The 19,634-nt window shown below is 54.2% G+C and carries 28 protein-coding genes; 15 read left to right on the top strand and 13 right to left on the bottom strand.

Annotation, left to right across the window (positions count from 1 at the left end; all coding sequences use genetic code 11):
* Nucleotides 1-3 precede the first annotated feature (3 nt).
* From AC13RC_RS28330 to AC13RC_RS28285, 10 genes are all read right to left on the bottom strand, one after another.
* Entirely contained in the window at nucleotides 4-243 is a 240-nt protein-coding gene (locus tag AC13RC_RS28330; RefSeq protein WP_488559238.1) for a hypothetical protein, read from the bottom strand.
* A 36-nt stretch (nucleotides 244-279) separates the two neighbouring features.
* Nucleotides 280-690, bottom strand: coding sequence for a hypothetical protein (locus tag AC13RC_RS28325; protein WP_488559237.1), 411 nt, complete (start codon nucleotides 688-690; stop codon nucleotides 280-282).
* Nucleotides 691-757: 67 nt separating this feature from the next.
* Nucleotides 758-2,089, bottom strand: coding sequence for a phage major capsid protein (locus AC13RC_RS28320; protein WP_488559236.1), 1,332 nt, complete (start codon nucleotides 2,087-2,089; stop codon nucleotides 758-760).
* A gap of 1 nt (nucleotide 2,090) precedes the next feature.
* Nucleotides 2,091-2,957 (bottom strand): head maturation protease, ClpP-related, encoded by an 867-nt coding sequence (locus AC13RC_RS28315; protein WP_488559235.1) that lies wholly within the window; start codon nucleotides 2,955-2,957, stop codon nucleotides 2,091-2,093.
* A gap of 2 nt (nucleotides 2,958-2,959) precedes the next feature.
* Nucleotides 2,960-4,243, bottom strand: coding sequence for a phage portal protein (locus AC13RC_RS28310; protein ID WP_488559234.1), 1,284 nt, complete (start codon nucleotides 4,241-4,243; stop codon nucleotides 2,960-2,962).
* A gap of 93 nt (nucleotides 4,244-4,336) precedes the next feature.
* Nucleotides 4,337-6,019, bottom strand: coding sequence for a terminase large subunit (locus tag AC13RC_RS28305; protein WP_488559233.1), 1,683 nt, complete (start codon nucleotides 6,017-6,019; stop codon nucleotides 4,337-4,339).
* A gap of 110 nt (nucleotides 6,020-6,129) precedes the next feature.
* Nucleotides 6,130-6,486 (bottom strand): A1S_2505 family phage non-structural protein, encoded by a 357-nt coding sequence (locus AC13RC_RS28300; protein ID WP_488559232.1) that lies wholly within the window; start codon nucleotides 6,484-6,486, stop codon nucleotides 6,130-6,132.
* Between the two features lie 3 nt (nucleotides 6,487-6,489).
* Nucleotides 6,490-6,954: a phage terminase small subunit P27 family gene (locus tag AC13RC_RS28295; RefSeq protein WP_488559231.1), complete on the bottom strand. Its 465-nt coding sequence runs from the start codon at nucleotides 6,952-6,954 to the stop codon at nucleotides 6,490-6,492.
* Between the two features lie 299 nt (nucleotides 6,955-7,253).
* Entirely contained in the window at nucleotides 7,254-7,460 is a 207-nt protein-coding gene (locus AC13RC_RS28290; RefSeq protein WP_488559230.1) for a hypothetical protein, read from the bottom strand.
* Nucleotides 7,457-7,621, bottom strand: a complete 165-nt coding sequence (locus tag AC13RC_RS28285; RefSeq protein WP_488559322.1) for an HNH endonuclease — start codon at nucleotides 7,619-7,621, stop codon at nucleotides 7,457-7,459. The genes AC13RC_RS28290 and AC13RC_RS28285 overlap by 4 nt, the downstream gene beginning before the upstream one ends.
* 866 nt (nucleotides 7,622-8,487) lie before the next feature.
* Here AC13RC_RS28285 and AC13RC_RS28280 point away from each other — a divergent pair.
* From AC13RC_RS28280 to AC13RC_RS28230, 11 genes are all read left to right on the top strand, one after another.
* Complete coding sequence (locus AC13RC_RS28280; protein ID WP_488559229.1) at nucleotides 8,488-9,033, top strand: hypothetical protein; 546 nt, start codon at nucleotides 8,488-8,490, stop codon at nucleotides 9,031-9,033.
* 102 nt (nucleotides 9,034-9,135) lie between these two features.
* The gene (locus AC13RC_RS28275) at nucleotides 9,136-9,486 is read left to right on the top strand and encodes a hypothetical protein (RefSeq protein ID WP_488559228.1); all 351 of its coding nucleotides are present in this window, start codon (nucleotides 9,136-9,138) and stop codon (nucleotides 9,484-9,486) included.
* A gap of 132 nt (nucleotides 9,487-9,618) precedes the next feature.
* Nucleotides 9,619-9,897 carry a hypothetical protein gene (locus tag AC13RC_RS28270; protein WP_488559227.1) on the top strand — a complete coding sequence of 93 codons (279 nt, stop codon included), beginning with the start codon at nucleotides 9,619-9,621 and terminating at the stop codon, nucleotides 9,895-9,897.
* A complete protein-coding gene (locus AC13RC_RS28265) occupies nucleotides 9,894-10,802 on the top strand; it encodes a ParB/RepB/Spo0J family partition protein (RefSeq protein ID WP_488559226.1) in 909 nt (302 codons plus the stop codon). Before AC13RC_RS28270 ends, AC13RC_RS28265 begins: the two co-directional genes overlap by 4 nt.
* 331 nt (nucleotides 10,803-11,133) lie before the next feature.
* Nucleotides 11,134-11,328: a hypothetical protein gene (locus tag AC13RC_RS28260; protein WP_488559225.1), complete on the top strand. Its 195-nt coding sequence runs from the start codon at nucleotides 11,134-11,136 to the stop codon at nucleotides 11,326-11,328.
* 2 nt (nucleotides 11,329-11,330) lie between these two features.
* Nucleotides 11,331-11,807 carry a hypothetical protein gene (locus AC13RC_RS28255; protein ID WP_488559224.1) on the top strand — a complete coding sequence of 159 codons (477 nt, stop codon included), beginning with the start codon at nucleotides 11,331-11,333 and terminating at the stop codon, nucleotides 11,805-11,807.
* A gap of 196 nt (nucleotides 11,808-12,003) precedes the next feature.
* The gene (locus tag AC13RC_RS28250; RefSeq protein ID WP_488559223.1) at nucleotides 12,004-12,168 is read left to right on the top strand and encodes a hypothetical protein; all 165 of its coding nucleotides are present in this window, start codon (nucleotides 12,004-12,006) and stop codon (nucleotides 12,166-12,168) included.
* Between the two features lie 847 nt (nucleotides 12,169-13,015).
* Nucleotides 13,016-13,300 (top strand): hypothetical protein, encoded by a 285-nt coding sequence (locus AC13RC_RS28245; protein ID WP_488559222.1) that lies wholly within the window; start codon nucleotides 13,016-13,018, stop codon nucleotides 13,298-13,300.
* Nucleotide 13,301: 1 nt separating this feature from the next.
* A complete protein-coding gene (locus tag AC13RC_RS28240) occupies nucleotides 13,302-13,589 on the top strand; it encodes a hypothetical protein (RefSeq protein ID WP_488559221.1) in 288 nt (95 codons plus the stop codon).
* Entirely contained in the window at nucleotides 13,586-13,798 is a 213-nt protein-coding gene (locus AC13RC_RS28235; protein WP_488559220.1) for a hypothetical protein, read from the top strand. Before AC13RC_RS28240 ends, AC13RC_RS28235 begins: the two co-directional genes overlap by 4 nt.
* Nucleotides 13,795-13,992, top strand: a complete 198-nt coding sequence (locus AC13RC_RS28230) for a hypothetical protein (RefSeq protein ID WP_488559219.1) — start codon at nucleotides 13,795-13,797, stop codon at nucleotides 13,990-13,992. The genes AC13RC_RS28235 and AC13RC_RS28230 overlap by 4 nt, the downstream gene beginning before the upstream one ends.
* Here the strand turns inward: AC13RC_RS28230 and AC13RC_RS28225 are convergent.
* On the bottom strand, nucleotides 13,989-14,258 hold the full coding sequence (locus tag AC13RC_RS28225; protein ID WP_488559218.1) for a hypothetical protein: 270 nt from the start codon (nucleotides 14,256-14,258) through the stop codon (nucleotides 13,989-13,991). The two genes, AC13RC_RS28230 and AC13RC_RS28225, sit on opposite strands and share 4 nt — an antisense overlap.
* A gap of 101 nt (nucleotides 14,259-14,359) precedes the next feature.
* Entirely contained in the window at nucleotides 14,360-14,701 is a 342-nt protein-coding gene (locus AC13RC_RS28220; protein ID WP_488559217.1) for a hypothetical protein, read from the bottom strand.
* A gap of 402 nt (nucleotides 14,702-15,103) precedes the next feature.
* On the opposite strand from AC13RC_RS28220, the gene AC13RC_RS28215 reads away from it, so the two are divergent.
* Nucleotides 15,104-15,319: a hypothetical protein gene (locus tag AC13RC_RS28215; protein ID WP_015339986.1), complete on the top strand. Its 216-nt coding sequence runs from the start codon at nucleotides 15,104-15,106 to the stop codon at nucleotides 15,317-15,319.
* 76 nt (nucleotides 15,320-15,395) lie between these two features.
* A complete protein-coding gene (locus AC13RC_RS28210) occupies nucleotides 15,396-15,590 on the top strand; it encodes a hypothetical protein (RefSeq protein WP_113333833.1) in 195 nt (64 codons plus the stop codon).
* A 144-nt stretch (nucleotides 15,591-15,734) separates the two neighbouring features.
* Here AC13RC_RS28210 and AC13RC_RS28205 read toward each other — a convergent pair whose 3' ends face one another.
* Nucleotides 15,735-16,157 (bottom strand): helix-turn-helix domain-containing protein, encoded by a 423-nt coding sequence (locus AC13RC_RS28205; RefSeq protein ID WP_488559216.1) that lies wholly within the window; start codon nucleotides 16,155-16,157, stop codon nucleotides 15,735-15,737.
* Nucleotides 16,158-16,375: 218 nt separating this feature from the next.
* Here AC13RC_RS28205 and AC13RC_RS28200 point away from each other — a divergent pair, with 218 nt between their 5' ends.
* A complete protein-coding gene (locus AC13RC_RS28200; RefSeq protein WP_488559215.1) occupies nucleotides 16,376-17,311 on the top strand; it encodes a DMT family transporter in 936 nt (311 codons plus the stop codon).
* Between the two features lie 81 nt (nucleotides 17,312-17,392).
* Nucleotides 17,393-19,402 carry an acetyl-CoA carboxylase biotin carboxylase subunit gene (locus tag AC13RC_RS28195; RefSeq protein WP_488559214.1) on the top strand — a complete coding sequence of 670 codons (2,010 nt, stop codon included), beginning with the start codon at nucleotides 17,393-17,395 and terminating at the stop codon, nucleotides 19,400-19,402.
* The last annotated feature ends 232 nt before the right edge of the window (nucleotides 19,403-19,634 follow it).

Below are 19,634 nucleotides of genomic sequence, written 5' to 3'. Positions count from 1 at the left end.
GGATTATGCGCCAGGAAGCCCGAGATTCGGCAAGCCGGTCACTTTCTTCGGCTTGCGCTTGCCTTCGTCGTCGGCAGACGCGCCGACTTCCTCAGCGTCGCCGGCATCGATCAGAGCGGCGGCAAGATCGGCAGAAACGGTGTAAGCGCTGCCCTTGTCATATTCCCGCACAACCGCGCCGCCATCAGCGCCTTTGACGCCATCTTTGAGGATCTGGATTTCGACCAGTGTTTTGAGTGCCATTGTCGCGTTTCCCGTTATGTCACCGCACGGCGACTATTAGTTGACCGTGCCACGAACGTTCGGCTGTTCGATGCAGACTGCCGAGAACGACGCCGCACCCGTGTTGTTCGCCGGGGTGATCGTCAGACGCGTGTATCGCTTGTAGCCGATGTAGCCGAGCGTCTTGACGGTGTTGTCGCCGTCGAACTGGAACGACGCGAGCGATTCCGTTCCGAGCAGATACGCGTCATCCACGGGGGCGAAGCCGGAGCCGGCAAGGTCGGATTCTTCGAGCAGCGCGGTAAACGTCGCGTCGGCGTCAACAAGCGTGCCCGCATGAATGACGTAGGTATGCGACTTGGAATCGCGGTGATCCTGGACGACGCCAACGGCTGCGGTGTTATCCGCAACATCGGCGTGCAGGACCGGGTTGACGATGATGTTATTTTTCAAATCACGGGGTGCCATGGTGGTTTCCCTTGCGAAAATGGAGGAAAAGGGCGGGGATTAGCCGCCCTCCGTTTCGTCCTGCCGGTTAGTTTGCGGCGAACTTCATGAACTTGACGGCTTCGAAATCGAGCGCGCCGCCACCCATCCGCTTTGTGGTGTAGAGCTTGACAAAGCCCTTTTCCGTGTAGGGGTCGCGAAGTACGCGAATGCCCGCACGGTCCACGATCTGATAGGCAGACTTGAAGTCGCCGAAGCCGATCGACAGGGCATTCGCGGCCATGTCGGGCATGTCTTCAGCTTCAACGATCGGGTAGCCGAGAAGGCTACCGCCCTGCCGCTGCGTGAAATCAGGCTGCCACAGGTAATTACCTTGGCCGTCCTTCAGCGTGCGGACATAACCGACAGACTTCCGGTTCATCGTCCAGTTCGCGCCCGCGCGGTAAGCCGCCTTCAGGGCGAAAACGAGGTTGACGAGGAAATCCGTATTCGTGATCGCAGCGTTTCCGCCCGATGCAAGATACTGGAACGTCTGCCAGGCACGGGTTTTGTCGTCGGCCGTCGAAGTCGCATAGGTGAGAATGCCGCGCGGCATGACGACGCCATCACCCGTGAAAGTCGCGGTGTTCTCCGAACGAATGAATTTGTCGGAAACTTTGCCCGACAACCATGCTTCGATGTCGAAGCCGGAATCGTCCAGAAGCTTCTGAGTGACCTTTGGCATGGCATACTGTTCGTTGACGTCGATCCGCCACTTGCCGAGTTCCGGCGTACCGGTTTCGGTTCGCGGCTGCTTTTCGCCTACCCATCCGGAATCGAGATCGTCGCGATCAATCAGACCTTCAATGGCGTCCGTGCCGATCGTCACGCTCGAAAAGAGCTGCCGAGCCGGCGACGTCTCGAAAATCTTCTTGATGATCCGTCCGTTCATATCCGGCGTCACGGTATAGCCGCCTGCCGGGTCGCTTCCGACTTCCATAAGATTTCGGATATCGCGACCGGCTTTTTCGGCACCGACACGCAAATATGTGTCCAGACCAGCGGCATATTTCCCGAGGTCCTCAGCCGAAACGTCCGTACCGACGATGTTCGAGAATTCACGGGCTTTCGCCTGCATGTCGGCGGACATGCCACCGTTGCCGAGTTCGTTCGAAGCGAGCTTTTCGAGCAGCTTCGTCACTTCATCCTTGACGGTCGTCAGTTCGTCGTTGATCCGGTCGACCTTTTCGGCCTGGAGCGGATCGAGGCGACCCTTTTCCATTGCCGCAAGTTTGGCGTCATTCTCAGTCTTGAAGTCGGCGAAAGTCTTGTCGAAACGGGCGATCATTGCCGCCACTTCAGCAAACTCATTGCGGGCACCTGCCGCGCTCAGGCCGCGAAACGACGCGCCCGCCATCATCTTGTGGTTATGAAAGGTCATGTTACGATCCCATCGTTGCAAGTAGCTTGTCAAAAGCCTTTGTAACGCTCGCATCACGCAGAACGTTTTCATGACTTGCATCACGCGGGGTCATCATTTTCGCGAACGTATCAGCACGTTCTTTTCGTGACAAGCCCTGTTTCGCCATAGCCGTTTCAATACGGCGTCGCGCAACGATCGCGTCACGTTTTTCTTGTGGAACACTTTTCACCGGGTCACTTTCATCGACGTATTCAGCATCGGCGAACTTCATTGTAACGGCTTCAGCCGCCGTCATCCACGTGCCGTCGCTCCGACGATTCGGGCCGGCAAGCATAGACATAATTTCATCTTCGGACTTGCCGGTCCGAGCCGCGTAAACGGCAGCCAGAGATTTATCGATCTGGTTGAACACCGTCACGGCTTCGGCGAAATCATCAGCATTACCGATGATCGCGCCCCATGCCTTGTGCACCATCATCATCGAACCGTTCGCGACGTGGATTTCGTCGCCCGCCATGGCAATCACGCTTGCCGCGCTTGCCGCAATGCCACGTACCCGCACGGTGACTTTCGCCGGGTATTCGCGAAGCTGATCATACATCGCCAAACCGTCGAAAACGTTGCCACCCGGTGAATTGATGTTCACGGTGATGTCACGGCCACCCATATTCCGAAGAATGCCGTTAAGCTTGGCCGTTCCGAAGCCGTCGCCGTACCAGTCTTCGCCGATCGGATCGTAGATATTGATCGTGGTATCTTCGGACGCTGCCGCGTCATAGATCCGGTCGCCCCATTCCTGGAGTGCTGCGCTAGGCGCGTCGTAGTCGTACCAATTCGGCTGCCGAGCGATAATACGAGCTTTGGGGAGAGACTTGATAAGGCTCATGATTAATTACCCTCTAGCGGCGGACCGCCGTTATGACCGATGTTAGAATTTGCGTCGGGATTTTGGTTTGGCGGCGCGGCGTAAATGTAGCCTTCCGGGTCAACGGAGCCGTCTTGGAGCGTACGCGGGTTGAGATCGAGCATCGCGCGAATGTCGTTCGCGTTCCAAACGCCCCATTGACGCCCGCGCGTGAACGCATCCCATTGGGCCTTCGTGTCGCCCTTCAAGAGCGCCTGGACAAAGAAACGAATATCCAGCGTATCCCAATCCTCAGCGTTGATAGCGTCACGTTTCAATGCCTCTTGCCACATGACAATCCAGTCATTGAGCGTGTACGTCACGAAGCCGATATTCTGTTGCTCGATACCGGAACCCCACGATGTCGTTTTCTCAGTCGCGCCGATCATGTGAGGCGGCACGCCAAAGAACATTGCAATGTCGTATCGCTGGAAATCGCGCGACTGGATAAACTGCAGGTCGGCGGCGCTCATGGTCGTTTTGACGAGATCCGCGCCTTCCTCAAGAATTGCAGTCTTGCCAGTGTTGCCGGCACCGGCATTTCGCTCTTCCCAAGAAGATTTTAGACGTTCGTACGCCTCTTTCGACATCTTCGCCGGGTGCTTGATAACGGACTCCACAAACGAGCCGTTTTTCATCAACGTGGCAGCCGCCGTTTCACCGTCGAGCGCGATCGCGATTGATTCCCGCATATGCGAGATCACGGACAGCCCGCGATAGCCGTCCATCGTTAGACCACGCAAATGCAATACGTCTTGACCACGATAGACCTTTGTCGATCCGTCTTTCATCGTGATCGTATATTTCATACTCAAATCAGGATTCTGTTCTATCAACACCCGATCGGGGTGAATTGGGAGCAATGCAGAAACTTGACCAAACGCCTTAACCTTCAACGCAACAGCGTTGCCGCGCAACATCACATGCGCTTGCATCATCTGTTTAAATTCTTTGGGGGTCTGCCACGCGTTCGGGCGAACAGTGAGCACTTTACGCAACGGATGCCCGACGGCTGGCTTTCGAACGTCCTCGCTCTCGCGTTTGATTACGTCCACGGGGAGACACGCGACGACGCCGGAAATGATGTTAACGCAACGATAGACCGCCGCAACCTTCAACGCGTTAGATTCGGTGACATGCCTGCCGCTGATAGAGACGTTTCCGCTACCATGCCGAAAAAACTCTTCCGCCTCTTCCCGCGTGGCATAGGTGACGTTAAGTGTCTGCCCCACGGCGGCACGGATAGAATTCTTCAAGAGCTTTAGCATCGCTTGTCCGCGCGTAACGTCGAAATGTAACGTCAGTGCGTAACAAATGCCGCGTTTCAACGCAACGAAAATGCCAGACTTTCCACGGTGATGTTACACCATGAGCACGCCGCGATCGTCATAGACCGACCGCGTATCCTCTATGAGCATCCAACGTGCCATAGCCATGATTTGGGCGACGGGGCCGTCAATTTTGTTCTCGGAAACGTCCTTTCGAGGATAGACGTTATCCTTCGCGTCTTCCTTGGCAACAACATTCGAGAGCATCCAAGTGAAGCAAGGATCCCCGTCATGTGCGATCGCCTTTGACCTTATCAGCGCTTCGATTTCTTTCATGGGTTCGGAAAAATTTAACACTGTAGGTGCTACTTCGACGCAATTTAGACCTTTTGCGATCAATTCCGAGACCATCATACGGGCCTGATGCTCGTCAAACGCGAGTTCTTCAAGCTGAAAGATGGAGCTGAAATCTAAGATGTCTTCACGAATTGTTACATAATCTATCATGTCACCTTCGGTTTCGGTGATATGCTGCTCCTGAACCCATGTCTGATAATGTTCGTTTTCCCCCAAGGAAATTGTTTTTTCCGGAAGATAGTATTTCCCGAAGGTCGCGTATTTAAAACCTTCCTTTATTAGCTCTGTTGCAGCATCGCAATCGCACTGATCTAATCGAAACAGAAGAACAACCGCAGCAATGTCGACTTTCGAAGCCAAGTCCAGGCCAATTTTTACAGGCTGCCCGCGAAACATTTCGAGTGTAATATTAGCACGCGCGGATTCGTTCCACTTTTGAATGTTGAAATACGCGTTACGTGCTTGCACCCATAGATTTAGATGCTTCGTTTTGAACTTTCCGACCTTTCGCGCCGACTGAATTGCCTCGCGTTGCATCGATTTTAGGAAGTCGGCGCGTACCGAAACGTCATAGTTCGGGTTTGCCTGTCGCAACGCCAGTTCCGACGTCCAATCAACATCGGGGTCCGCCGCATAAATGATGCCGAACAGCTCTTCATTCGGAATGACGCCTTCAAGCATCTTCTGGACTTCGAGTTGTTGGGCGTAGCACGGGCCGGCAATGTTATCGCCCGCCGTCGAGATGATCAGCAATAACGGTTGCTCGCGCGCACCCATGCCCGTTTCAAAGGTGGAGACCATCGCGTCCGTGTCGTGCTCGTGATATTCGTCCACGATGGCGCATGACGGGCTGGCACCGTCTCCAGGATTGCCGATGACCGTTTCAAACTTCGCGCCGTCAGCCATCTTGTAGAGGTTCGAGCCGGCACCCTTCCCCGTTTCGACGCCGTAATGCTCGGTCATCGCCGGGGTATTCTTCACCATCAGCCGAGCGGGCTTGAAAACTTCCCACGCCTGCTTTTCGTTCGTCGCGCCGCTGTAGACTTCGGCACCGTATTCGCCGTCTTCGCACAGCATATACAGGCCGACCCCCGCCGCCCATGCCGATTTACCGTTTTTGCGGGATTCCAGCACGAAAGCTTTGCGAAAGCGTCGATAGCCATCCGCTAGGCGTTTCCAGCCGAATATCACCATGGTTTTGAAGCATTGCCACGGCTCCAAAATCAGTTTTTGGCGTTTTGCGGCCCATTTTCCCTTCGTGTGGGGCAGCAATTCGATGAATTTGCACACCTTTTCGGCGGCTTTTTCATCGAAATAATAGGGAAAATCATCTTCGTTTTCGTCGTCTTGGGGTCCGCCGTTGTGCCCCCGCATAGACCGCGCAAGGTCATCAAAATGGCGTTGACAAGCCAATTTCACCCATTTTCCGGCTGGAATCTTCCCCGAAAGGACGTCACGGGCGTACTGTGTGCCCTTCTCAACGTGCGTAGGTACTCGTGGGGGCAAGACGCCAGCAGGAAGCCCGAGCATTAGAGCACCGCTGCAAATTCAGGAGGAAGAATAACGTTTCTCGGGCATGGTGCATCGAACATCCACGCGATATCCTGGGGCTGATAACCCGCTAAACCGCACCCGATCGGCGTCAAACGAAATGTCAAATCAGGATGACATAACGCGAATTCGAGAAATGCGGTCACAAAGTTCGCAATCGTACTAACGGGCAGAGTTTCAAGATGATAACCTTTTGTGGGAATAGCGTAACTATTGCCTTGAAGCCCCTCACCTTGCCCGTATATTGCTCCGTGATGCTGTCGCGCGAATAGCGCCGCCCCTTTACCGTGTCGCCCTGCGAGGTTTGACCCGAAAACGAAAATCTCTCTCGTCATAGGTCATCCCTGATCCAGCGTGGCGAATGGATTGCTTGGCTTGTTGCCGAGCTGCGCACTCACTCGGGACCGGGCTGCAGGCGAAAGACCAAATTCAATCAAGAGCGACTGAGCGTGGCGCATAGCCTCATTCCGCATGGCAACCTCTGGGCGCGCCTTCCACAGTCCTTTGTCCGTGAGATATGTAAATCCTTCGGATTCTATCGTCGCCGTGTGCTCTTCAATCTCCTGGAGCCGCGACGCCAAGAGCGACAACATAATCGTGTCTTCGTCGCTCATGACCTTCATGCCGTGGACAACGACCAGCAAATCCCGAAATATCTCAGCGGCCCGATAGTTCAAAAACTCAGGGGGTGCCGGCATCTCGGAAAAATGCACTGCCGGGGCGTCAACAGCGTCTCGGCATGCCTGATGCGTGCCTTTTAGCTGCTTTAGCGCCGTCGGCAGCGGTCGCGATCCACCGCCCATTACGAACACCTTCCGGCGTCACGCAGACGAACGCCCAATTCCCTATCCGACGCGTCCGCATAGTCTAGCAGCTCTTCACGAAGCGTATGCATTTCGACTTCGCGATATTGACAGAGTTCGAAAGAACGTGCCGCACCCGCAAAATACATCATCCTAAGAGAATTCACCTGCGCATCAGTGAGTGATGCTGAAAAATGTTCGCCGACAAGTCTAATAAACTCCGTTTCAAGTGGAGCGTAAGAGTGATCCCGCCCAACAACCGTTTTACGATCTACATTCACAGTTCATGCCCCCTTCGGTTATGCCCAAAAACCACCGCAATACAGGATGGCCGCGAACGTGATCTTTACCAACAGATCAGCGCCCCATTTTTTCCAGTAGTCTTTCCACGGAATGAAATTCTTGCTTCCGGATTGTATCATCGCGAAACGCAGCACCGGCACGCCGATGATATATCCAGCAAAGTAACAGGCGACTAACCATTGCGCCCAATGATATGCGTTCATAGCCCTTGTTCCATCCGTTGCTTATGTTTAGCGTGACACGGGCTATCACACAACAACTGCAAGTTTGCCTCGTCGCGAAATAGACCCCAATCCCCCCGATGCGGCTTGATATGGTCGACCACCAATCGCGACGGCATGTGCCCCCAATTCCGTTTGCACATTGCGCAAGAAAATCGATCCCTTAGCAGAATCTTGGGGCGCAAAATGCCCGCCCAAATTTTCAGCTTGTACCATCGCTTATATGCCTTCTCATCCGGAACGACGTGCCGGCTAGCACCCTCATGGCGCGATACTTTGTGTGTCGGGGGAAGTGAGGGCATTTATGTAACGTCCGTGTCAGAATATGACATAACGTTGCATGACTGCACTGCCAAGTCAACCGACCATGTAACGCCATCCGCAACACCGTAACGTTACGTTATAACATGAAATTTTGCCCCGACGGTGCACTAGCGAAAAAGTGACTGGGCCGCCGGTCCGTGGCGAGGCGACCTTTTGACTTTCAGACACCCCCCGTCATGAGGGCAACCTTCCCTTATATCATTATTTTACATTCATGTCAAGCGAATGTTACATCAATCGATGAAATATTATTGCTTTTTATCATTTCATCCACAGTGGCATGTGACGCTGATTGCGACTAGATAGGCAACCCATTGATTTAACGTAATGTTGCGTATTGTCTTACATCTACTCGATATTATACACTTTCTTTAAGACATCATTGAAATCATTACATAAATACCCTTGTTGTCTTCTATGACTTAATAATATGAATTAGAATGTATACGGCACATGTATTAGTATAGAGTGTAATAAATACATATACATGGACCATATAGAGAAGGATAGGCGAAGCATGCAAAATATGGGACTTAGAAGACAATACATATTAAAACCGTTTATTTACATGCGCTTACAGACAGCAATGTCTTGTCTTAATCGAGACGGTGTCTAGCCTAGATTGACACGATACATGTGCAACGATATGTATTAGTGACACGCAACGTAAGACATGGGTCATAAAATGAAGCTGATTGGGATTATCGAATTATATGGTCAAGCGCTGTCGGCAACCGTTATCCTGGAGGAATCGAAAGGAAGCGGTGCGACATATGTTCCACGGGTAAATAAATGGAAGGCTCAACGCTACGTGGATGGCAGACAGCGATACTTTGGTTACTACGATACCAGAGACGAGGCCGTAGAGGCTTCTCGCAACATGAAGAATTCGACGCCGAAGCGAGAACGTAAGTCGCTTGGCGACGCATCCGACGTCTATCGCCGCAGCAACGGCATGTGGCGCGCTAGGATGATGATCAACGGCAATCGTATGCAGCTCGGGGAATACATATCATATGGGCATGCTGTCCTGGCACGGGACGTCGTAGCGCGACGGACAGGCAAGCATGTGGTTGTGGCGGATTATGAAATGCCGATGGGTTTATTAACGAATGCCGTTGCAAGATCGTTCATACGTGATTCGGTTCCGCAGGTATCAGAACGCGAAATTGAAACCTATAATTCACGTGTCGCGTTACTAAATGCGCAAATTAATGCGATAAACCCTTAGATTCCACGGGTGCTTTCGTTAACGAAACGAATGATGCGTCTTTGACAAACATTGCGCGTCGTTGTAAAACGCGTTTGTCAAATTCACACGGAGCACACCTTTATGCAGGTTTACGACCTTGTTGAAAAGCGTAAGGCAGAGATTCTAGCCGAGATGGCGAAGCTACAGGCCGAACTAGCAGATATTGATGCGTTTCAGAAGCACAGACCCGCCGCTAAGGTAACAGCGGACGAAGTGGGCAAAATTCCCGTTGCTGCTGTTCCTGTCGCTATGTCTAAGGACGACGCCATCATTGAAGCGCTCAAGGCCGGCAACCGCACGCCTGCTACGATCTCTGATTACATTCGCGAAAAGCTCGGGCAGGAAGTCAACGATGCTTCCACACGCACGCGCTTGAGCCGAATGAAAGCCGTCGGCAAGATATCGCACGACGGCAACGGCTGGAAAATCTAACAATTATCCACAGTTAAACAATTAGAGCGTCTTTGGGAAACCAGGGGCGCTTTTTTGTGCGTAAAATCCGTTTGACACATGTTACGTTACACGTTACACAAATGATACACACTGTAACGGAGACGTGACGTAATGACACCGAACGAAGTCGCTGAAGCGGCGCGTAAGAAGATCGCCGGCAATCCCCGACTTGAGGAAGCTATGCGCGTTCAGTGGGAAGCGGTCGCATTGGAGCTTGACGCAAGACACGCTGCGTCGAAATCCCTTCATAGGAACTATGAGGCAGCACAGCGGCACCGGGCGGCGCGGTTGATGATGCTCACAGCTTTCATTGACGGCAACTCACCCGAAACATGCCGGGAAGCAGCATTCAACGCAATCGAGCTATTCGACAAGGATCGTGCACAATGACGAAATACGGTATCAAGGAAATCGCCGAAGGTCGGTCCGACATTTACCGCGTCGACCCGCGCAAGCTGAATATCAAGCCGGATTGGAACGTCCGTGTTGACGCAGATCCGGAAAATCAAGCCCATATCGAACGGCTAGCTGAATCGATTGCCGAAGTCGGCGTGAAGCAGCCATTGACAGTTTATATGGACGGCGAACAGCTTTACGTGTCGGACGGTCATTCTCGCCTTGCTGCAACACTGCTGGCGATCGAACGCGGCTTTGATATCAAGACGGTGCCGGTGCAAACCGAAGATCGTTATTCGAGCGAAGCGGACCGGGTATTTTCGCAAATCGTGCGCAACTCGGGAAAACCGTTGTCGCCGATCGAACAAGGCCGCGTATTCAAGCGCATGCTCGACTTCGGGTGGACTGTCGCGGATATTAGCAAGAAAAGCGGCATTAACCCATCATGGGTGCGTGAGCTGTTGGACCTTCAGGCGAGCACCGCCGAAATTCAGCAAATGGTGCTCACGGGGCGCGTTTCGTCCACACTGGCGATCGAGACCATGCGCAAGGAAGGCGACGCGGCAGCCGAGACGCTGACGAACGCTGTGAAGGTCGCCGAAGAACAAGGCCGCAAGCGAGCGACGAAAAAGCATATCGCTTATGCGGGGAAACCTCAGAAACCTAGCGCGACATATAGCAAGGTCCGCAAGGATTTCGAATATCTCGAAACGGTTGCGCCGCTTGACGATTGGGTTGAAATAGACGGTCGCGTTTTAGAACTGATGCAAAATCCGACGAAGGAAACGGCTTTCTCCATGTATGAAAGTTGCATCGGATTGTGGTTTCAGGAAGCGCATTCGGATCGTCGCGAATTGCCGGCACGAGCTTTGGAAATCAAAGAGCGCTACTGCTTCTAACGTTACAGAACCTTGAATTTTGAAACGGAGCGTACGAACATGCGTTACGTCGCATTGATACCGCTTGCCCTGAGTTTGGCCGTTATGGTGTGGCGTCTCGCTGAATATAACCAGTATCTCGGATGGGCGGCACGGATATGAATGAACGTCAAGGACCACTCGCGCTCCTAATAGTGGAAAAGGGCGGAAAGACTAAAAATCTCATGGCCCCATCGCCACTATCCATTGAGAGAATGTACGCTTCGATCCAAGCGGATCGTCACAGGCGTAATCCGAGCATGTATTCGCGTCCAATGTGCATCGTCCGCCTGAAGTCGTGGAAGCCAAAGCCATGAAATACGAAGAACTCGCCCACAACGCCATCATAGCCGGCCTGAAACCAGCGTCACCCGAAGAAACCGCGCAACAGTGGAAATCCTTGGGCGTGACGCGGCAGACCGAATATCGGTGGCGCAATTCTAAAACGCTCGTGCCGCTTACCGCGCGCTTGGCCGCTGCCTGGTTGCTGCATAGCCGAAAGGTGTGACGATGAAATACATAGCGAGCGAAATCAGAACATCGTTTTCCGCTTTGGGCGAAACGATCGCAGCTCTTGCGGAAGAGAACAAAGAACTGAAAGCCAAGCTCGACACAGCAAACGCACTCGTGACGTGCTGTTGTGGCAACCCCGTGGACGCTCATGGTATGGGTGACGGTCATTTCCCGGTCGACATGTATCACAATCACCTGAAGAACCTGGAGGAAGAGAACGAACGGCTTCGTGACCGTCTTTGCATTAGCCCGATGGGTGACGATGCGATAGACGCGGCGGAAAGCGCGATGGAACATTTGCGCGCCCGTGTCGAGCACCTGGAGAACGCAAAACCGATCGGCTACATCGATGCGAAAACGCTAGAAAGCCTATCTCGGAATTACGGCGGTCTTTACCGTATCGCGTCGCCTCGTTGGCATAACGATGGCGCTGAAGAAACAATCGCCGTTTATGTGCACGAGTCATCCACATGACGACCGTCGCCGAAATCAAGCAAGCGATGGCGGATCTCGCCACTATAATCGAAACGTCGCCGCATGGTGACAAATATTGGCCCATCTTCGATCGCCTGGAGGCAGAACTAGCGTCCCGTAGTGGGCGTGCGTCACGTCTTGCGGCAGCTCGGGCCGCTGTTGAGGTTAGGATATGACCCGGAAAGCACGGTTGTTCATGCGCGAGAACGACAATTCACCCGTCGTTAGCGGGGCTGCCAAGGGCAACGGCGGCGAAGGTGGGATTTATCATCTTGAGAACGGTTTGCGCTTCGATCTGTCACTAGCGGATTGCCGATCTTTGAAAGACGGTTATCCAAAATGGAAAGAGTGGCGAGCATGAGCGGTCGCATACAGGGCGTCGGAACAATATGCGGCGGGTTGCCGGTATTCGCAGTCATCGACCACGGGCAAGACGCGTTCACGTGTGAATATTGGTCCGAAGTGCGGTCAATTCATTGGCTGCGCAAGGGCGATCAACCGGGGAAACAGATCCCGCAACATCTCTATGACAGAGCGGCCAAATACGACCCTTATTTCGGCAATCTCACATACGAAGTCGGTGATAACGTTTTCTCACGTCGAGATGTAACATTCATTTGACATGCGTTACACTATGCGTTATATCCGTTACATCAACAACGGAGGTTTCGTTATGCCTTTGGGCACTGTGGATGACAACGGCGTTTGCCGCTTCAGCAGCACCGATATTCAAGCTTGCCGAGACTTTCTTTATGGACTCGGGATGGAATGTTATCTGTGTGGATGGATGAAAGCGGGGTGGCAAGGATCGATCGTCTTTTTCAAGGGCGAGTGGCATGCTTCTGCCTGGAGGAACTGAAGTGGGGATTTTCTTTACGAAACGGCGGGGCATCTGGAATCCGCCGACACCGACGAAACCGCAACTGTTTGGCAAGTATTTTTGCATCGTGTTACCGCATGATTGGATACAGAGCAAAAAGCGTCTAACCGGGTGCTACGTTTGGACTCCCGCTTTTCGTCCAGAATACGAACTGGAAGCATTACACACGTGCGCACGGTGCCTGAAACAGCGTTGGTTTGGTCATTATGCGATGACTTCCCTATTCAAGATTGGCGAAAATTTAACATACGACGAACAAGGCTTTCCGGTTGATGGAAGTGGCAAGCGATTGCCAGCGTCAAAACAACCCAATCAAACAGGGTGGTGAATGATGACCGGCAACCACACGGCCATTTGCAAAGGCGGTCCGCTCGACGGTAAAACGATCTCGGGCGGCGACGTGATGCACTACGCTTTTCCAGATACAAAGGGCGTCCATCGCTATCAATTCGACCGTGGCGTCTACCGTCATCAAGGACGCAGAAATGTCCTGAAGAACGGCTATGACGACAATCCGACGATGCGTGTTTGCATGGAGTGCTACACTATCCGCGAAGACTATCTATCGACCACATGCCCGTGCTGCGGCTCGAAATCATATCGGAGAACGTGAGATGGCTAAAATCTTGTCGCACCTTTGCATCGGCGGACCGCTCGACGGCCAACTTTGGGCCGGTGACGTTCCGCCGAAAGTACCGTTGTGTCTCACGGAAGCCCCGGTCCGCTACGACCAATCAGCCAAAGTTCCGACTGAACCCGTTCCGATCGATATTGCTCAATACGAGATACGGAACCTAAGGCAGCCGTTTGGCGGCTATGTCACACTGTTTGTGCTTCGCGATATGACCGACTACGATTTGCGCGAGACACTGAACCGGCGTTATCCGAAGGGTATCGAATGACCGAAGACGTTGTGACAATCGCTTTGCGAATCGCGAATAAAAATTCAAACGGCGTAGATTTAGCGATAGATATCAAAAACGCTATTCTTGCGGAACGCAAACGAGTCGACGCGGCGTGGCGTCAAGCTTGTCACGAGATTGTTTATCCCTCCAGGCATGTAACGATGCATCAAGAAATCGAAGCCCGAGTTGCGGAGCTGCTAAAATGACTGATCCCGAACAACGCCACAAGATTTTTGAAGGCCGTATGTCGCGACAAGAATTCGAGGAATTCAGAAGTTGCGCCGGATCGTTGACACTGTGGCGCGGGGTAATCATTGAAGACTGGAAAGCTGACTGGCACTATGAAGATTGCGTGTTCGTGGAAGCATTCGGACGTGCCGTGCGGTGGACTGTCGATTAACGACGACCCGAGCAATAAACGCTCATCCCCGTGACGGCGATCTTATTCACCATCGCCGTTGCCATATAGGCCGCTTCAACCGCCGCCTGATCGGCTGTGATGTTTGCATCCGCCGCACCCTTCACAAGCTCGTCGCTCAAGTCCGCATTATCGTAGCGGATGCTGCAAATATTCTGATCAACCATCATCGTTGCGGCACGCTCTAAATGAGCGTCGCCGGCAAATGCCGTTCCGGTCATGAGGAATAGAGCTAGAAGCGTGCGCAAGATAACCCCTGAAATTCGAATGCCCCGCTTATCGGTTCACGGGCCGATACGGGGCACTCTGGTACGGAATTGCATGATTCTGCTTTAGGCTGCGATCGTTGTCAATCACGACCGGTGATGCCGGAATAGATTATCCAGGCGACGGCCATTCGAGCGGGAGGCGGAACCTGCCCCGTTTCTCTCCAATATCGCGCTTGCGATTCGGGAACGCCAAGCCGCTGATGATAGTTGTAGACCAAAGTCGAAGAAATCGGGTGCAACCCCTGCCGTGCGGCTCGTAGCGCCATGTCGAAATAAGGCGGTCGTTGCTTTACCCCCGATAGCCATCCTTCGACGGTCTCAGGCGAAACTCTCAGATGATGGATAAGCTCGTCACGGGTAAGACCGTAAGTCTGCAACTGTGGTTGATGAGCAACAATTCTTGCCGCCGCAATCATGTTCATAGCTGGAAATCCTGTGCTACAAATTGTGCTACAAGATACCATGATTCGCGGGTTTAACTACTTGATTTTATTATGGTGCGGTATGTAATCGAGTCTTCTCGACCGCACCAAGAACCCGGCTTTGGCCGGGTTTTTTGTTTTTGAAACAATACCTAGCCAGATCTTGTTTCAGCGTGACATTATCTGACATGCCATCGTCCGCCCGCGGACGACACGCGAACCGATCAAAGCGTCGGGGATATTGCGGTGCCGCCCCGTTATCCAAACAAGTTGCTTACGAAATTTATGCCAAGAGGTAATTCTCCTACCCTGATGGGCCGGAACAGCCGTCGTATTTCCATGGTCACTTGACTTCGCGCCCCTCTCTGGCACCGTGAACTTCTTCAGATATGGGGAAGATGAATGACGCCGGAACGCTTTTCAGAATGCCTTTTGCATATACGCTGGACGCCCATCAATCTGGCGAGCGCTCTGCAATGCGACCTGTCATGGGTGGAGGCGCTGGAAGCTGGAAATGCCAAAGTCCCGGAAGGGTTGGCGGAATGGCTGGAAACTCTAGCGCAATGCCATGAGAAAGCCGGCGTTCCAACCACTTATCGCGGCCGCGGACACGACTGAGATTGAGGGATACGAGCCCGGAGAACGAATGACAGCTCGAAACAGCGGATAACTCATTCCAACGGAGGGATTGGAGATGAATGATGATTTTCGCTTGAAGCTTATCAAAATCAGAGGCGAAAAGATCGCCCATCGCAACGAACTGCTGGCGATGAAGATGCAGGGCGCAAATACCAAAGGGGCTGGCCAGGATATCGATCTCGACGGCATGATCGCCCGCGAACAGCTCGCGATCGATAATCTCGACGATACGATTGCCCGTCTCAGCTAGAGCAATTCCAGGAAAAGTGCGTAGCGTTTTTCCGTCCCGAATTGAAAGAAAACAAAAAGATAGAGCGGTTCGGGGATTCCATGAAAAGCTGAGCCTCTCAAGAGAAGTTCAGCGCAGCGCCATGAACATTAAAGGTCGCCACGCTCAATGCGCCACATCCTTGCTGAGATTGCGTAGCCTGATCTGATGGTCGAGGCGTTCAAGCTGGTTTGTCGTCGCCTCGATCAGCCGGCCGATCTCCTGATAGGCCGTCCGAAGCCGCGAAAGCTCGTTCCTGACAGCTTCCAGCGCGCGCTCATCGCTGTCCTCTCCGGGTCCATCACCGGATCCGGTCATCAGCCATGCCGGAGAAACATCGAAAAGAGCTGACATCTTGGCCAGCGCGGAGGGATTGGGTTCGGCGCGATCGGATTCCCATGCCAGCATCGTCTCCTCGCTGACGCCGAGCTGTCCGGCCAGCGTTTCGAGACTAATTCCCGCGGCATCGCGCGCCATGGACAAGCGCCCTCCAAGCGTATCACCGCCTTCATCCGAAAAAACGGTCGTCTCTTGTTCTGGTTTGAACATCGGTGCGATCCCTTTCCTGGTTGCGCCAGCAATTTTGTGCCGCGCATTCATGTTTTAGCTGTTTCCAAAGCTCCAGATAGGTCTAAGGGCGTCATCTCGCCATGGCGATCTGTCCCAATTGGAAAAGTCTGACACTTTCCGCTGGCTGTCCGCGAGACTCGCAGCTCGCTCCTGATCGCGCCTTGATTGCATGCTTTTCCTGTGTTTGATGTTCGTGCATGTCCATCTCTCCCGCCGTTTCCACGCAGCAGAACCCGCTTCGAGGCATGACCATCATGGCAAGCGCCATGATCCTGCTGCCGACGATGGATGCGATCGCCAAATACATGGCGAGCTTCGAAGGCATGTCGCCGGGCCAAGTGACCTTCTATCGCTTCTTCTTCCAGCTTGTCTGCATGCTGCCGCTGCTGGCGACCGAGGCCGGGCGGTCGGCCTTTTCTGCAAAGCGCCCCTGGATGAATCTGCTGCGGGGCGCGCTGCATGGCGCTGCGAGCCTGCTCTTCTTCGCAGCGGTCAAATACATGCCGCTTGCCGATGTCTTCGCCATCTATTTCGTTGAACCCTTCATGCTGACGGCGCTTTCTGCTCTATTTCTTGGCGATAAGGTCGGCTGGCGGCGATGGCTGGCGATCGTTATCGGCTTCGGCGGCGCAATGATCGTGATTCAGCCGAGTTTTGCGATCTTTGGACTGAAGGCGCTGCTGCCGGTCGCCTGCGCTTTTCTCTATGCGCTGTATCTCTTTATGAACCGCGCCGTCGGTGAAGCGGATTCGCCGCTGACGATGCAGATCATGGCGGGTCTCGGTGGTACCGTCTTCATGGCCTTGGCTCTGTTCGCCGGCTCGTTAGCCGGTACTGCGGATTTTGCTCCGTCCCTGCCCGCCTCGGCACTCGGACTGGTGCTTCTGCTGATTCTCGGTTCGATATCGGGCTACGCGCATATGCTTGTCGTCAGAGCCTTCCGGCTGGCACCCTTGTCCCTACTCGCTCCATTTCAATATTTCGAGATCATCTCCGCCACCGTCCTCGGCTACGCGATCTTCGGCGATTTCCCCAATCTTTCCAAATGGATCGGCATATCAATCATCGTCAGCTCCGGCCTTTTCATCATCTGGCGGGAACGCGTTCAATCGAGATTGGAAAAAACCGCGTGAGCGCAGACATCTTGCGCATGGACCGGGCACGCAATTTATGGCTAAAACACTGACTGAATAGGGTATTTGGGCGGAGATTGCATGTTCAAGAAAATCCTGATCGCCAATCGCGGCGAGATCGCCTGCCGCGTCATCAAGACCGCGCGACGAATGGGCATCCTTACGGTCGCCGTCTATTCCGATGCCGATCGGGACGCATTGCATGTCGAAATGGCCGATGAATCCGTACATATCGGCCCAGCTCCCGCAGCCGAAAGTTATCTTGTCGCTGAGAAGATCATTGCTGCCTGCAAGCAGACAGGCGCCGAGGCGGTTCATCCGGGCTACGGTTTTCTCTCCGAGCGCGCCTCCTTCTGTGCGGCGCTGGAGAAGGAAGGCATCGTCTTCATCGGCCCGAAGCCGAAGGCGATCGAAGCCATGGGCGACAAGATCGAATCGAAGAAGTTCGCCAATGCCGCCAAGGTCTCCACGGTTCCGGGCTATCTCGGCATCATCGATGATGCCGATCATGCCGAAAGGATCGCTGCCGAGATCGGCTATCCCGTGATGATCAAGGCGTCCGCCGGCGGCGGCGGTAAGGGCATGCGCATCGCCTGGAGCAAGGACGAGGTGCGCGATGGTTTCGAGCGCGCCCGTTCGGAGGCGAAAAGCTCGTTCGGCGACGACCGCGTCTTCATCGAGAAATTCGTCGTCGATCCCAGGCACATCGAGATCCAGGTGCTGGCCGATGCCCATGGCAACGTCGTTTATCTTGGCGAGCGCGAATGCTCCATCCAGCGCCGGAACCAGAAGGTCGTCGAAGAAGCGCCCTCACCTTTCCTGGATGAAGCGACGCGCAAGGCCATGGGCGAGCAGTCCGTGGCGCTTGCGAAGGCCGTCGATTATCAGAGCGCCGGCACGGTCGAATTCATCGTCGATCGCGATAGGAACTTCTATTTCCTCGAAATGAATACCCGCCTGCAAGTCGAACATCCGGTGACGGAGCTGGTGACCGGCATCGATCTCGTCGAGCAGATGATCCGCGTTGCGGCCGGCGAAAAATTGCCGTTCAAGCAATCGGATATCAAGCTCGATGGATGGGCGATCGAAAGCCGCCTGTATGCGGAGGATCCCTATCGCAACTTCCTGCCCTCGATCGGCCGCCTGACGCGCTATCGTCCGCCGCGCGAGGGTAAGACGGAGAAATCGGTCGTGCGCAACGATACCGGCGTCTTCGAAGGCGCCGAAATCTCCATGTATTACGATCCGATGATCGCCAAGCTCTGCACCTGGGCTCCGACGAGGTTGGAGGCGGTCGAAGCGATGGGTGAAGCCCTGGATGGGTTTGTCGTCGATGGCATCGAGCACAATATGCCGTTCCTATCCGCATTGATGAAACATCCGCGTTGGCGCGAAGGCCGCCTCTCCACGGGCTTCATTGCCGAGGAATATCCCGATGGCTTCGCGCCGGCGACGCCGGACGAGGACCAAACCGCTTTGCTGTCGGCAATCGCCCTTTCCTGCAGCCTCATCGAATCCAACCGCCGTGAACGCTATGGCGACCGGCTGCGTCCGACCGCCGCGCCGCTGCGGGAGAGCTGGGTCGTCAAGCTCGGTGCCGACTATCTGCCTGTGACATTGCTTGAAGGCGTGGTGACCATTCCCTTCGAGATGGACATGCAGATCGGCGCCCAAACCGTAACTGTCGCAACCGACTGGCGTCCCGGCGACTCGGTATGGGTCGGCACCATCGACGGCCGCAAGCTGACGGCCCAGATCCGCACCGTCCTCAATGGTCTGCGCATCGATTGGCAAGGCATTTCCGTCCGGGCCAGGGTGTTCACGCCGCGCCAGGCCGAGCTCGACAAGCTGATGCCCGTCAAATTGCCGCCGGATACGTCAAAGCTGCTGCTCTGCCCCATGCCGGGCCTGGTCGTCGCCATCGCTGTTACCGAGGGGCAGGAAGTCAAGGCGGGCGAAACGCTGGCCATCGTGGAAGCGATGAAGATGGAAAATGTGCTGCGCGCCGAACGCGATCTGGTCATCGGCAAGATCAACGCCAAGCCGGGCGAAAGCCTCGCCGTTGACGCCGTGATCATGGAATTCGCCTGATCGAGAAGCTTCGCCATCGCGGCCATATGGAAAAGCTTGCGTGGCGATTGCTCGGCCAAAACATGATAATTGCGACGCTAAGTGTCTGATTTTGGCTTGAGCCGCCCCGTGCGCCCATGCCAATGTCGCGCGGACCAAATCATAAGCAGGAAGGGATGAGATCATGGACGTAAGAGCAGCGGTCGCGGTTGCGGCTGGCAAGCCGCTTGAGGTGATGACGGTTCAGCTGGAA

This window comes from Martinezella sp. CNPSo 3890 (genome assembly GCF_057784455.1).
Note: the sequence above shows the minus strand (reverse complement) of the source record. Positions and strands in the feature narration are given on the sequence as shown.